This window comes from Priestia sp. JV24 (assembly GCF_025910025.1).
GTDB lineage: Bacteria > Bacillota > Bacilli > Bacillales > Bacillaceae_H > Priestia > Priestia megaterium.
This window is the reverse complement of sequence record NZ_JAPCIN010000023.1, coordinates 450,415-463,705: the sequence shown is the minus strand read 5'-3', so window position 1 is coordinate 463,705 and position 13,291 is coordinate 450,415. Positions and strand designations below refer to the sequence as shown.

The following is a 13,291-nucleotide window of genomic DNA, read 5'->3' as shown; positions in this document are numbered from 1 at the left end:
GGTGAAGACTTCTGCAGGAAAAGCGAAGCGACGAGGAGACTCACCGGCCGCCCGTGGAACGAAAATCAACAGCGGTATCGGAAGTGATTCATACTGGATTATTTATCCAATACATCCATTTTTAGATTGAATTAATTTAGTAATGTCTCTACCTCTTCTTTTTGTTAGAAATCTTTACATATATGGTTTTTTATTGAATTTATGGGTCGTAAGAACTAGTTTTTTACCTGAAAAACACGCAGATAGACCTTTGTTTACAAAAGCTTTACATTGAGTTAAAACACAATTAATAGTCGGCTATTATTCTGTAAGTGTAAGGGTTAATAGAAATGATCAAAATAAGGGGAAGCGTTTCTGCTTCTCGTATTTATTTACAGTGATAGTAAACAATAGATATTAAATAGACATAGAGAGACTTTTAATGTGCTCAAAACGGTTAAAGACGATGAAGGAGGATTATCCAATGGCAATAACAATGGAATTGACTAACAAAGAAAAAGTAAATACTCCACAAACAAAAGAAATTGTATATAAAACAAAAGGTTTAAATTTATGGTATGGCAACACACATGCCTTAAAAAATATTGATTTAGACATTCATGCTAACGAAGTTACCGCGATCATCGGTCCATCAGGCTGCGGAAAATCAACATATATTAAAACGTTAAATCGTATGGTAGAAATGACTCCAATTGTCCGTACATCAGGTGAGATTGAGTATAGAGGGAAAAATATTTTTGATAAATCGTACCACGTGGAAGAGCTGCGCACGCAAGTAGGAATGGTTTTCCAAAAGCCAAATCCGTTCCCGAAATCTATTTATGATAATATTGCGTACGGTCCAAGAATTCATGGTGTTCGCAACAAGAAAAAACTAGATGAAATTGTTGAAAAAAGTTTACGAGGAGCAGCTATTTGGGACGAAGTTAAAGATCGTTTGAATCAAAATGCAAATGGGTTGTCAGGTGGACAACAGCAGCGTATCTGTATTGCGCGATGCTTGGCAATTGAACCTGACGTTATTTTAATGGATGAGCCTACTTCTGCGCTCGATCCAATTTCAACATTAAAAGTAGAAGAGTTAGTACAAGAATTAAAGAAAGACTTCAGCATTATTATTGTTACCCATAATATGCAGCAAGCGGCACGTATTTCAGATAAAACAGCATTTTTCTTAAATGGAGAAGTGGTAGAGTACGCAGAAACAGATAAAATCTTCTCAATGCCATCTGATAAACGCACAGAAGATTATATTACAGGTCGTTTTGGTTAAGACATACAAGGAGATGGGATGAGTGGTTGTACGCGAAAAGTTTCATGGTGATTTAAAGATATTACGTGAAAAATTATTAGAAATAGGGCGCTTAACGCATGAGGCGCTATCAAAATCAATTGAAGCGTTGCAAACAAGCAACGTTGAGCTGGCGCTAGAAATTATCGACGGCGATTCATACGTGGATGACTTAGAAGAAGAAATTAATGACCTAGCTATCTTACTGATCGCAAAGCAGCAGCCGGTGGCTATCGATTTAAGACGTATCATTGTGGCAATTAAAATTGCTTCGGATGTTGAGCGTATGGCAGATTTTGCGGTTAACGTAGCAAAATCAGCTATACGAATTGGAAACGAAGAATTAATTAAGCCGTTAGAACACGTAAAGAAAATGCACGATATTTCGATTGAAATGTTGAGCCTTTCGTTAAAAGCTTATCACGAGGAAGATCTTGTGCTGGCTAAAAAAGTAGCGGAAATGGACGATCAAGTGGATGAGCTCTACGGAATAACAATAAAAGAACTTTTAAGTCTTGCTAAAGAAAAGCAGGAGGCTATGAACCAAATTACGCAGCTTTTATTTGTAGCCCGCTATTTAGAGCGTATGGCTGATCATACCACTAACGTAGCAGAAAGCGTATTTTACCTTGTAAAAGGCAAACGCTACGACTTAAACGAATAGTAGAAAAACCTCTTCTAATAAGCGAAGAGGTTTTTTTGTTAGTAAATTATAATTACTATGTTACCTGAATTTTTAACACAAATCGACAAATTGCGTTTATTGTGGCAACTTTTTCTGAATGGTAAGATGTTAATAAGTTTATACGGCATTTATATGTAGAAAAAACATTCTAAGAAACGAAGTGATAAAACAGTGGCTGCTAACCTTATTCAAAACTTAAATGTGTGTATAGCTACTCAGCTTGACTCATCTCGTATTTATGTTCACTGGTCGTTTTCTGAGCATATTCGAGAGATGGTAGAAAGTATGTTTTCGACACGGTGGGAAGAATTGAACCTAGCTATGTGTACGTATGATATAACAGGTCTTCATTTTAACGGCCATGAATCAAACCGCTATTATATGAAGGGTCTTACTCCTAAGCAAGACTTCATGTTTATGAACAGCTTGGAAAGTGAGCGCACGTATGTAATAGATATTGGTATTCAAGATAAAGAAGGAAGTTTTTTTTCCCTTCTTCGTTCGAATCCAGTTTATTTGATGAAAGAAAAATATGAACAAGTGAATGTAACTTCGTTAGGCTGGATGTACGAACCTGTAAAAGTTCACCAGGGTGTTCAAAATGAATTTAGCACATATTCCTTATATTCAAATGACTTGGAGCAGGTGAAGAAGCAATATGAATAGTGATGACTGTATTCTTTTAACTTATATGCATTGTCCGTTGCTACATGTACTTCAAACAGAGAATAAGTATCTGCTGTTTGAACAAGTAACGAATGAGTTCATCCCTTTTTTAGATCAAATTGAGTCTAAGAAATTGATAGGTGCAACAGTTGTGATGTCTTGTGTGTTTTTGAACACATTAAACGACGAGGAGTTTAATACTCGTTACGCTCAATATTTACACCAGTTTTCAAGCCGGCAGCATCAGAGAGCACTCACCTTTTTAAAAAAGTGGAACGGGAGCTTGTTCTCAGCCTGCAAATATTTTTTTCAGCATGACATGATGGAGTGTATTCCTACTACCGTAACGAACGCGTTCGTTTCCACCCTTAAAACCGAACAAACATTAAATCTCCAAACTACAGAAGCAATACGTGTTTTTCAACAGTTTTTTGAAAAAAAGCCCGTCGGTTTTTTTATACAGCAAGGAGAGTATACCCATCAAGTAGATATGCTCCTAAAATCTCATGAAATGCGCTATACCTTTGTGAAGTCATCAACAGATGAACTAAAAAAGTCGCCTGCTGGCATTATCTTGTTTCCATATCCTAAGCAAGGAAACCAAGTTGAGGAAGGAACAATCAATAAAGCGAGCGTTTTTTTGGATTTGAAGGCTAAGGACACGCTTGGCTTTCAGCGAATGCAAGCAGCAAGCGGTATATTTCAATATCCTTTAGATTACGCGAGGGATATAGAGTTTCATCAAAACGAAACTCTTGCACTCTACGGTGCAACAAAAAGCGCCGAATTTGTCAGTGAGAACAATCAATTGTTTATTTCAACCGTACAGAAGTCAGAGGCGATGCTAGATGTTATCGATTCTAAACATCCTAGCGTGGTGAATGCTATCTACCGACAGTGGCTCCTTTTAAGTAGCAGCGATTGGCTTTATAATTTTGAAAAAGTCAAAGATGAATACGAAAGGCAAGTAAAACTATTTGATTTTCTTTGTCACGAAGAGAATCCAAGGATGGATAGCGAAAACAGTTTTCTTTCAGGAAGTTCTTTTTTATACCCTGCAAAAGAGATAGAGCCGGCGGCTTTATCAGTAAATCAATATAAAGGCGGTCTCTCCATTTTAATGCTTGCATGGGAATTCCCTCCTCTAGTTATCGGAGGACTTGCACGACATGTATTTGATTTATCCAGAGCGTTAGCAAAGGCGGGCCATCACGTTAGTGTATTAACAACGTATGTAGAGGGGCTGCCGGAATATGAGCGTTTATACGGTGTTCACGTTTACCGAGTTAAAAGCCTGCAGCCTCATCATCCGGATTTTTTGACATGGGTAAACAGTTTGAACGTGGCTATGGCTCTTAGAGGACTGCAGTTAGGCTACAAGCTGTCTTTTGACGTTATTCATGCTCATGACTGGCTTGTTGCCTCCGCTGCAAAATGTTTAGCAGATAAAACGGATAGACCGCTAATTACGACCATTCATGCGACAGAACATGGGCGCAATAATGGTATTCATAATGACATGCAGCAAAAAATTCACTTGCAAGAAGAGGAGCTGATTCGACAATCAAGCTCAATCATTGTCTGCAGCGACTATATGAAGAAGGAATTAATCACTTTATTTCACGTAGAGCAAGATAAAATTGCTATATTTCCAAATGGAATTGACAAGCAGCTGGTAGTCGACGCAGTAAATGAGCGGTTAAAAGAAAGTTTACAAAAGAAATATAATTTTAGAAAGGCCCCTATTATTTTTTCAATTGGACGAATTGTATATGAAAAAGGATTTCAGCTATTTATTGAAGCAGCGGAACTATTTAAGAAAAAACAAATAGATGTTCAATTCGTTGTAGCAGGAAAAGGGCCTTTACTTCATGAGTTTCGAACACAGGTAAGTGAAAAGCAACTAGACAAATACGTGTATTTTATTGGATACATTACCGATAACGAACGAAATCAGCTTCTTCAAGCTTGCAAAATGGTTGTTTTTCCAAGTTTATATGAACCTTTTGGAATTGTGGCTTTAGAGGGGATGGTAGCCAAGAAGCCAACTATCGTTGCCGATACAGGAGGTCTAAGCGATATTGTTTCACATTTCGACACGGGTCTGACGTTTGCCCGAGGAGATACGCTCGAATTAATCAACTGTATTGAATTTTTGTTAAAAAATGAAAAAACGGCTGCAAAAATCAGCGAAAATGGGTATAGAAAAGCAACAACTATGTTTAGCTGGGAAAAAATCGCTATTGATACAAGTAAGCTGTTTCAACATCAGATTTGCCAGGATAAAAAAAGAAGGGAGGCAAAAAATTGAAAGCCATTATACTTGCTGGCGGTAAAGGAACAAGACTGCAGCCCTTGACCTATACGATTCCAAAGCCTATGCTGCCGCTTTACGATAAACCTGTGATGGAATATAGCATTGAACTGCTTAAGAAACATGGAATTACAGAGATTGGGATTACGCTGCAGTATAGGCATGAACAAATTATTGAATACTTCGGGGATGGCTCTCAGTGGGGAGTGACGCTTACTTATTTTATCGAAAAAGAGCCTCTTGGAACAGCGGGCGGAATTAAGCGAGCAGAGGCCTTTATTGAGGAAGACTGTATTATTATTAGTGGAGATGCCTTAACAGAAATTAATCTTCAAGACGTTATTCATTTTCATTATGAACAAAAAAGCGAAATGACCATTGTTACAAAAGAAGTAAACGACGTGCGGGGTTATGGAGTGGTGACGATAGATGAAGGGCATCGAGTCACGGAATTTGTAGAGAAACCGACCTACGAACAGGCCAATAGCCGATTGATTAATACGGGAGTGTATGTGATCAAAAAATCCGTTCTTGATTACGTGAATTCTTATGGTCCTACAGATTTTAGCTTTGACATTATCCCGCTTCTTTTGGAATATAATCATACTGTGTGCAGTTTTGTAACGGAAGATTATTGGATTGATATTGGGCAAATCCACCATTATCGTCAAGCACACTATGATTTGTGGAGGAAGTGGTTTGGCAATAGACAGGAAAGTGTTGTCTCAGATGACGCCCTTATAGAAGAAGGGGTGACTATTTACGATCCGGTTTACGTAGGAGAAAATGTGGTGATTAGAAAAGGTGCTTCAATTGGTCCTTACACGATTATCGGAACCAATAGTATCATAGAAGCACATGCTGCAATCGATAAAACAATTTTGCTTCAAAACGTAACGGTGGGGGCAGAATCGTTTTTATACAATGCTACGATAGGTCCCTATGTAAATGTTCAAGCAATGACTACGTATGTCCAAGATACAGTAGCTGAAAATCAAGTACTACCTCAACTTTCTGTAAAACCAGATGTTTCTATCTTCAAAAACGGTCGCCTGTATGTACATTCATCTGTTGATCGAGAAAGACTGTACAATGCGTTATTACTTGTATGCAAACACCAAGGGGCGTTCTGTCTAGCAAGCGATGATGAAGGAGAAGCCATTCAACTTCGCAAAGAATGCTTTTCTTTTTTACGGAGTAATCATTCAGCTGTGTATGATATTAAAAAAGAAGCTCTTCCGGTATTTCGATATTACATGATGACTTCACAAGCGAGCATTGGTATTTATATTGGTGTGGATAGCAAAAACAGCGGCCTCTTTTTAGAAATATATGACAAGAAAGGGCAATTAGTTAATCAGCTTATTGAAAAAAAGATTGAGCGGATGTACCTTCAAGCTAAACAAGCAAACACAACAACTTCTGTTTCACTTAAAAAAACAAGCATAAGAAATATCAGGGAAGAATATTGTGATGCTTTAGTAAAATCAATTAATCAGCATGTTTTGTTAGAAGACAGTACGCGGATTGGCGTGATTTGTTCGCCGTTTATACAGAAAGTTGTCGAACTATTATGTAAGCGTCTTCGTGTCCATGTTTTATTTTTAAACAAATGGGAGAAAACAGAAGAAATCAAACGAATAATTAAACGAAATAAGCTGTCTTTTTGTATTCAGATTAAAGAAGATGGAGAAACATTTGCTCTATATGATGAAAAAGGCTGCAGCGTAAATGACTCAGAAATTATGTCGCTCTATATTTATAGCGTATACATGACAAAAAAAGCAGCATTCGTTCCTATTCCTATACACTATTCATCCACACTAGAAACATTTGCTCAATCTCTCAATCAATCATTTATGAGGACAAAAGCAAAAAAACGTGATTTGCTTAGTCTTTTGGGGCCCGTTCAATTTCAGTTGGATGCCATGTACGCTTTATGTCAGCTGATCGAATTAATTATGGTGCAACAGCGGAAAATTTCTGAAATGATTCAATATGTCCCGCACGCTTATATGAACTGGCGGTACATTTCATGTCCGCTAGAAATTCAAGAACAAGTGATGAAGAAACTATTAGAAGAAGCAATTGGTAAACAAGTGTATGTCATTGATGGCTTAAAGATTTACCATGATCCCCATGAATGGACGCTTATTTTGCCCGATGGTCACTTGCCTGTATTAAATATTTATTCAGAGGCGTTGAACACTCAGACTGCCAAGAAGCTGTCGGCATATTTTGTAGAAAAAATACAAGAGTATCAAAGAGTGTAAATAATGGCTTTTATTTAAAAGAAAGGAAGTACGCCTCTCATAAAAAGAGTTCCGCTTATTTCAAGAAACTTCATCTATATATAAGGCGTAGCAGAGAAGGGGCTCAGGGATCTAAGAGGAAAGAAAAAGTGAAGAAATGAAATTAAATGACTTTCTTCAAAAAAACAGACTGGCATTTCCTTTCGAAAAATGATATTATATTAAAGTCTGATTTATGTTTATAATGTTTGGAGGGAAAATAGATGCGCGTAAACGTTACATTAGCTTGCACTGAAACTGGTGACCGTAATTACATTACAACTAAAAACAAGCGTAATAACCCAGATCGTCTTGAGTTAAAAAAATACAGCCCAAGACTTAAAAAAGTTACACTTCATCGTGAAACAAAGTAAGCAGTAGGAGTACAATCCTGCTGTTTTTTTTATAGGGGGGATTAAAATGAAATCTCATCTGCGCAAAGAGATGAAGCGGGTTCTTAATTTAATTTCTGAAGAGCAGCACGAGGCACATTCAACAAGCATAGCAAATGCACTGTATGAAACTTGTTTATGGAAAGAAGCTAGAGTCATTGCAGCTACGGTTTCAAGAAATAAAGAAGTTAATACGAAAGCCATCATTGAACGTGCTTGGAAAGATGGAAAGAAAGTAGCTGTTCCAAAATGCAACCCCACAACATCTCAAATGGTTTTCTACGAGATTACGAATTTTTCACAGCTTGAAACAGTGTACTACGGGTTAGCGGAGCCAATTGTTGAAGAAACTGTTCCCGTTTCAAAATCTTCAATTGATTTACTCCTTGTGCCTGGCGTGGTATATAGCAAAAATGGATATCGTATCGGCTATGGAGGCGGCTATTACGATCGTTATCTAACAGATTATAGCGGACAGAAGCTAAGCCTTGCGTTTGATTGTCAAGTCGTTTCAGAGGTCCCATATGAATCTCATGATATTCCCGTTGAATATATTTTGACAGAGAAGGAGCTTATTTGCTGTGAATCCGTTTGATGCTGTCATGATAATTGTAATATTACTCATGGCAGGAGCAGGCTACATAGCAAAAGCACTGACAGTATCGGGAGCCTGCATGTCTTTTATCGTAGGAGCGAGCGTTTATATCGGTTTTTCGCTTCAAGGTTTTTTACTCTTACTCTTATTTTTTAGCACTTCTACGTTGTGTAGTAAGTACAAAAAAGAAAAAAAACGTGCATTAGAAGAAAAGTTAGAGAAGCACGACAGGCGAGATTATATTCAAGTCCTTGCTAATGGAGGTGTAGCTGCTGCTTGCGGTGTGTTATATGCTGCAACAGCTTTTCCTGTTTACATGTGGATGTTTATGATCAGCATCTCAGCTGCTAATGCGGATACGTGGGCATCTGAAATAGGGTCTCTTAGTAAAAAGCCGCCATTTTACCTTTGGACGTTAAAGAGAGTAGAAGCGGGTACCTCAGGAGCCGTTTCACTTTTAGGTACAGCAGCCGGAGCAGCCGGAGCTTTTCTTATTGCTGCCGCTTGTTATTTTGCTTTTCCATCCGTATCGCTAAGTAGTATATTGCTAGTCGGGTGCTTTGGTTTTATTGGAAACGCTATAGACACTCTTCTTGGAGCAAGTGTGCAAGTTCGCTTTCACTGTCAAAGCTGCGGTATTGAAACGGAACGGAAAGATCATTGCCGTAAGCCAACGATAAAAGAGAAAGGAATAACTTTCTTTAACAATGATGTTGTAAATCTTGCCGCTATTTTGCTTGCTTCTTTTACAGGCGGAATCCTTATCCTGCTTTTACCTATATAAGAGCATAAAATGTTCATCATAGGAGCAAAGTAAACGTAAGGAGGCTTGAAAATGAGACATATTATATTAGTACTTACGCTTTTAGTTGTTGGAACGCTGGGCTATCAAATGAGATACCGTGTTTTAAATTCGCTGTTTGGAAATTCATTTATCCGCAGTCTAGCTGTTCGTTCATTTTTTAATTTGCCGTTTGTTCGGGATCGTTTAATGAAGCAGGTCTTCCGCTAAGAGCGAAAGATACATAAAAAAACACCTTACAGACCTGTAAGGTGTTTTTTTGTAGAAAAAGAAAAAGGGAAAATCGTTGCTTTTTTCCTGGCTTTCTGCCATCTTTACATATAGAGAGTATGAGGAGGTGACTATTTGTCTAGGCAAGATTTTTATTATTTGCAGCTGGCACAGCAATTGCTTGGCCATTCTTCATATGAGTTGATTTCGATGAAAGCTGATGCTTCAGAGCTATGGTTTCAATCTTCGCATCGCAAAGATAAGTCAATTGTCCGCATAGTCCGCCGAAATTTTAAATCAGCCGTTGAGCAGCAAAAAGATGTATTGTATGCATTACAAAGAGCTGAGAATTTGCGAAAGCAAAGAGGTAAATCAACGCTTACTCTTAACACGATTTACTTTGCTGATTTTGATCCTTTTTATACAGAGCAGTCCTTAGAAAGTACGCCAAGTCCCTCTAAGGTGAATAGTTACGTTGAACAATTAACGGCAGAGAAAGCAAGCGCTTATGAACCTCTATTCGAACGGCTGGGTCTTATATTAGAAAGCGCAGACAATTTCTCTTCCGAAGAAGAAGCACAGCGAATAGAGCAGTGGAAACATAAAATTGTGCTTTTTGTACAGAAAAAGCAAAGCGAAGAACAGCAAATAGCTGGATACGGGAAGCCTATTTTTACATATATATTTTTAGCGCTGCAAATCTTAATGTTTCTATTTCTGGAATGGAAGAGCAGTACACAAAATACGCTCACTCTGATTCAATACGGAGCTAAATACAACCCCTTAATTATGGAAGGCGAATGGTGGCGTTTTTTTACACCTATAATTTTGCATATAGGACTTCTGCATTTGCTTATGAATAGTGTAGCCCTGTATTATTTAGGAACGGTTGTAGAGAGGATATATGGCAGCGGGCGTTTTGTCTTTATTTATATATTTGCCGGGTTTGCAGGATCTCTAGGAAGTTTTATATGGAATACGTCCATTTCCGCAGGAGCCTCAGGGGCCATTTTCGGTTGCTTTGGAGCTTTACTGTTTTTAGCAAGAACAAATCCACGCTTCTTTTTTCGAACAATGGGATCGAGTTTCATTGTCATCATTGTGATTAACTTGATTTTTGGATTTGTTGCGCCGAACGTCGATAATGCAGGGCATATTGGCGGTTTGGTTGGCGGATTTTTAGCTGCGAGCATCGTCAGTTTACCGAAACAAAAAAAGCTGTATGTTCAGATTCCGGCTTTCATTTGCACGCTTTTATTAGTAGGAAGTCTGCTTTTTTATGGATATCATGAGCGTTCTGTTTATCAAGATGAGCCCTATGCACTTAGCGTAGCGGCCACGTATCTTCAGCAGAAGCAGTATGAAGAAGCAAAAGATGCCATTAAGCTTTTTGTTGAAAAAGGAACAGGAAATAGTAACGTTTATTTCGTCAGTGCTAACGCAGAATTTTATCTTGAAAATTATAAAGAAGCTAAACAGCAATTGAATCAAGCTGTAAAGTATGATTCAACTTTTCATGAGGCGTATTACAATTTAGCTCTGGTGAATATGAAACTGAATGATATTCCAGCGGCCACACAAAATATCGATAAAGCAATTGCGCTTGAACCGCAAAATGAAAAATACGAAAAGCTGAAGCAAGAGATAGGAAATTAAAACTGTTGAATGACGAATTTAATATTTTATACTTTACTATTGTGAGAACGTTTACTAGAATATTAATATGTAGACCTAGCAGTGGGCGTTAAATACGGCCGCTGTTTATGACTGAATGACTGTTGAGTTATCTCAAAATAAATGAATCATATCACCTAAAAAATAGGATAAAGGTGACAGAATGAATACGTTATATGATGTACAACAATTATTAAAGTCCTTCGGCATTTTTATATACGTGGGCGATCGTATTGCTGATTTAGAGCTGATGGAAGCGGAAGTAAAAGAGTTATATCAGTCTAACTTGATTGATGTACGTGATTACCAAATGGCAATTCTTTTGCTTCGTCGAGAGTTAAAACAACAAAAAGAGAAAAAGGATGAATGAACATGGATGACAAATGGTTAGTTGGAGTTGATTTAGGCGGTACAACAATAAAAATGGCCTTTATTAATCATTATGGAGAAATCATTCACAAGTGGGAAATTAATACGGATGTGAGCGAGCAAGGCCGTAAAATTCCAACGGATATTGCAAAAGCAATTGATAAAAAGTTAAACGATCTTGGAGAAGTAAAATCAAGGTTAGTAGGAATTGGTATTGGTGCACCGGGGCCTGTTAACTTTGCAAACGGTTCGATTGAAGTAGCTGTCAATTTAGGTTGGGAAAAATTCCCTATCAAAGATATCTTGGAAGTAGAAACTTCTCTTCCTGTTGTAGTAGACAATGATGCAAACATTGCAGCGATTGGAGAAATGTGGAAGGGTGCTGGAGACGGAGCAAAAGATTTACTGTGCGTTACGCTTGGCACAGGCGTTGGCGGTGGCGTCATTGCAAACGGTGAAATTGTACAAGGCGTAAATGGAGCCGCTGGTGAGATCGGGCACATTACTTCTATTCCTGAAGGCGGGGCACCGTGTAACTGCGGCAAAACCGGCTGTTTAGAAACAATTGCTTCAGCAACTGGAATTGTACGTTTAACAATGGAAGAATTAACGGAAACGGACAAACCAAGTGAGCTTCGCAAAGTGTTAGAACAAAATGGACAAGTTACATCTAAAGATGTATTTGATGCAGCTCGTTCAAAAGACGAGTTAGCTATGCATGTTGTAGATAAAGTTGCTTTTCATTTAGGTCTAGCACTAGCAAACTCTGCTAATGCATTAAATCCTGAGAAGATCGTTCTAGGCGGCGGTGTGTCTCGTGCAGGCGAGGTATTACTTGCACCGGTAAGAGATTATTTCAAACGTTTTGCATTTCCTCGCGTAGCGCAAGGTGCTGAACTAGCAATCGCTACTTTAGGAAACGATGCGGGAATTATTGGAGGAGCTTGGTTAGTTAAATCTTATTTTGAATAATAAGCAAGAATCTAACTGAGATAAAAAAGCGCTTTGACATTTAGTCAAAGCGCTTTTTTATCATGCATCTTTTCAATCTTTACATATACATAGTGTAAAGGAGTGAAGATTATGCAAATTGTAGATATTCAAAAGCCCTACGATTACATGCGAACAATACAAGATATCCAAACACTTTTGACGTACTACCCCTATGGTTCTCTTGAATGGATAGGGTGCAGCGTGCTTGGAAAGCCGATTCCTCATATTTTAATTGGAAACGGAGAAAGAAAGGTTCATATTAATGCGTCTTTTCATGCCAATGAATGGATTACGACAAATGTTCTTCTACAGTTTGTTGAAGATTATTTAGCTGCTCTTCATTACGACAAGGCGTTGAACGGGCAGGAAGCAAGAGCTCTTTTTAATCAAATTACGCTTTCTGCGGTTCCGATTGTTAATCCAGACGGAGTAGATTTGGTCTTAAAAGGTCCTGCTGTAAGTGAACCTTATGCGTCTTTTCTTTCTAAAATAGGAAGAGATTTTCCTGATTTTCAAAGCTGGAAAGCAAATATCCGAGGGGTAGACTTAAACAATCAGTTTCCGGCTTATTGGGAAATTGAAAAAAAGCGCAAAGAACCTAAAGCTCCACATTATCGGGACTTTCCAGGCTATGAATCTCTGTCTGAACCTGAAGCGCAGGCAATGGTAAAACTCGTTGAGCGTCATGATTTTGATTGTGTGATAGCTTTACATACCCAAGGAGAAGAATTTTACTGGGGGTATATGAATGAAGAGCCGAAGGAAGCGGAGGAAATAGCCAATTATTTTGAAAGGGTAAGCGGTTATAAAGCAGTCAAAACGATTGATAGTCACGCTGGATTTAAGGATTGGTTTATTTTAGAAAAGAAAAAGCTAGGGTTCACTTTAGAACTGGGGAAAGGAATTAATCCGCTGCCTCTATCTCAAATATCGCGCGTATATAATCCGACTAAAGCTATTTTAGTTGCGGCAATGGAATATCTATCTATTTGAAAAGCCACGCAAAGCA

At 38.1% G+C, this 13,291-nt stretch carries 14 protein-coding genes; all 14 read left to right on the top strand.

Annotated features, from left to right (window positions below; genetic code table 11):
• Window position 1: 1 nt before the first annotated feature.
• The 14 genes from OK414_RS23660 to OK414_RS23595 all read left to right on the top strand — a co-directional run bounded on the left by OK414_RS23660 (window position 2) and on the right by OK414_RS23595 (window position 13,275).
• Entirely contained in the window at window positions 2-130 is a 129-nt protein-coding gene (locus tag OK414_RS23660) for a hypothetical protein (protein WP_256656505.1), read from the top strand.
• Between the two features lie 345 nt (window positions 131-475).
• A complete protein-coding gene (gene pstB / locus OK414_RS23655) occupies window positions 476-1,273 on the top strand; it encodes a phosphate ABC transporter ATP-binding protein PstB (protein ID WP_370506071.1) in 798 nt (265 codons plus the stop codon).
• Window positions 1,274-1,295: 22 nt separating this feature from the next.
• The gene (gene phoU / locus OK414_RS23650; RefSeq protein ID WP_013059193.1) at window positions 1,296-1,955 is read left to right on the top strand and encodes a phosphate signaling complex protein PhoU; all 660 of its coding nucleotides are present in this window, start codon (window positions 1,296-1,298) and stop codon (window positions 1,953-1,955) included.
• Between the two features lie 192 nt (window positions 1,956-2,147).
• Window positions 2,148-2,642 (top strand): DUF4912 domain-containing protein, encoded by a 495-nt coding sequence (locus OK414_RS23645; protein ID WP_013085028.1) that lies wholly within the window; start codon window positions 2,148-2,150, stop codon window positions 2,640-2,642.
• On the top strand, window positions 2,635-4,953 hold the full coding sequence (locus OK414_RS23640) for a glycosyltransferase (RefSeq protein ID WP_205661953.1): 2,319 nt from the start codon (window positions 2,635-2,637) through the stop codon (window positions 4,951-4,953). The genes OK414_RS23645 and OK414_RS23640 overlap by 8 nt, the downstream gene beginning before the upstream one ends.
• Window positions 4,950-7,229, top strand: coding sequence for a sugar phosphate nucleotidyltransferase (locus OK414_RS23635; protein WP_034648915.1), 2,280 nt, complete (start codon window positions 4,950-4,952; stop codon window positions 7,227-7,229). The genes OK414_RS23640 and OK414_RS23635 overlap by 4 nt, the downstream gene beginning before the upstream one ends.
• Window positions 7,230-7,471: 242 nt before the next feature.
• Complete coding sequence (gene rpmG, locus OK414_RS23630; RefSeq protein ID WP_013059189.1) at window positions 7,472-7,621, top strand: 50S ribosomal protein L33; 150 nt, start codon at window positions 7,472-7,474, stop codon at window positions 7,619-7,621.
• Window positions 7,622-7,667: 46 nt separating this feature from the next.
• Complete coding sequence (locus OK414_RS23625; protein WP_025750520.1) at window positions 7,668-8,234, top strand: 5-formyltetrahydrofolate cyclo-ligase; 567 nt, start codon at window positions 7,668-7,670, stop codon at window positions 8,232-8,234.
• On the top strand, window positions 8,221-9,018 hold the full coding sequence (locus tag OK414_RS23620; protein WP_034648921.1) for a DUF92 domain-containing protein: 798 nt from the start codon (window positions 8,221-8,223) through the stop codon (window positions 9,016-9,018). Before OK414_RS23625 ends, OK414_RS23620 begins: the two co-directional genes overlap by 14 nt.
• Before the next feature lie 51 nt (window positions 9,019-9,069).
• Complete coding sequence (locus tag OK414_RS23615; protein ID WP_168797076.1) at window positions 9,070-9,246, top strand: hypothetical protein; 177 nt, start codon at window positions 9,070-9,072, stop codon at window positions 9,244-9,246.
• 135 nt (window positions 9,247-9,381) lie between these two features.
• Window positions 9,382-10,902, top strand: a complete 1,521-nt coding sequence (locus OK414_RS23610; protein WP_034648924.1) for a rhomboid family protein — start codon at window positions 9,382-9,384, stop codon at window positions 10,900-10,902.
• A gap of 181 nt (window positions 10,903-11,083) precedes the next feature.
• Window positions 11,084-11,290, top strand: a complete 207-nt coding sequence (locus tag OK414_RS23605; protein WP_013059184.1) for a YqgQ family protein — start codon at window positions 11,084-11,086, stop codon at window positions 11,288-11,290.
• Window positions 11,291-11,292: 2 nt separating this feature from the next.
• A complete protein-coding gene (locus tag OK414_RS23600; RefSeq protein ID WP_016765565.1) occupies window positions 11,293-12,261 on the top strand; it encodes an ROK family glucokinase in 969 nt (322 codons plus the stop codon).
• Window positions 12,262-12,372: 111 nt separating this feature from the next.
• Window positions 12,373-13,275 (top strand): M14 family metallocarboxypeptidase, encoded by a 903-nt coding sequence (locus OK414_RS23595; RefSeq protein ID WP_016765563.1) that lies wholly within the window; start codon window positions 12,373-12,375, stop codon window positions 13,273-13,275.
• The last annotated feature ends 16 nt before the right edge of the window (window positions 13,276-13,291 follow it).

Excerpts from the sequence above, each read along its gene's own strand:
- pstB (WP_370506071.1), top strand. The coding sequence starts at position 476 with ATGGAATTGACTAACAAAGAAAAAGTAAATACTCCACAAACAAAAGAA.
- OK414_RS23640 (WP_205661953.1), top strand. The coding sequence starts at position 2,635 with ATGAATAGTGATGACTGTATTCTTTTAACTTATATGCATTGTCCGTTG.
- rpmG (WP_013059189.1), top strand. The coding sequence starts at position 7,472 with ATGCGCGTAAACGTTACATTAGCTTGCACTGAAACTGGTGACCGTAAT.
- OK414_RS23625 (WP_025750520.1), top strand. The coding sequence starts at position 7,668 with ATGAAATCTCATCTGCGCAAAGAGATGAAGCGGGTTCTTAATTTAATT.
- OK414_RS23615 (WP_168797076.1), top strand. The coding sequence starts at position 9,070 with ATGAGACATATTATATTAGTACTTACGCTTTTAGTTGTTGGAACGCTG.
- OK414_RS23605 (WP_013059184.1), top strand. The coding sequence starts at position 11,084 with ATGAATACGTTATATGATGTACAACAATTATTAAAGTCCTTCGGCATT.
- OK414_RS23600 (WP_016765565.1), top strand. The coding sequence starts at position 11,293 with ATGGATGACAAATGGTTAGTTGGAGTTGATTTAGGCGGTACAACAATA.
- OK414_RS23595 (WP_016765563.1), top strand. The coding sequence starts at position 12,373 with ATGCAAATTGTAGATATTCAAAAGCCCTACGATTACATGCGAACAATA.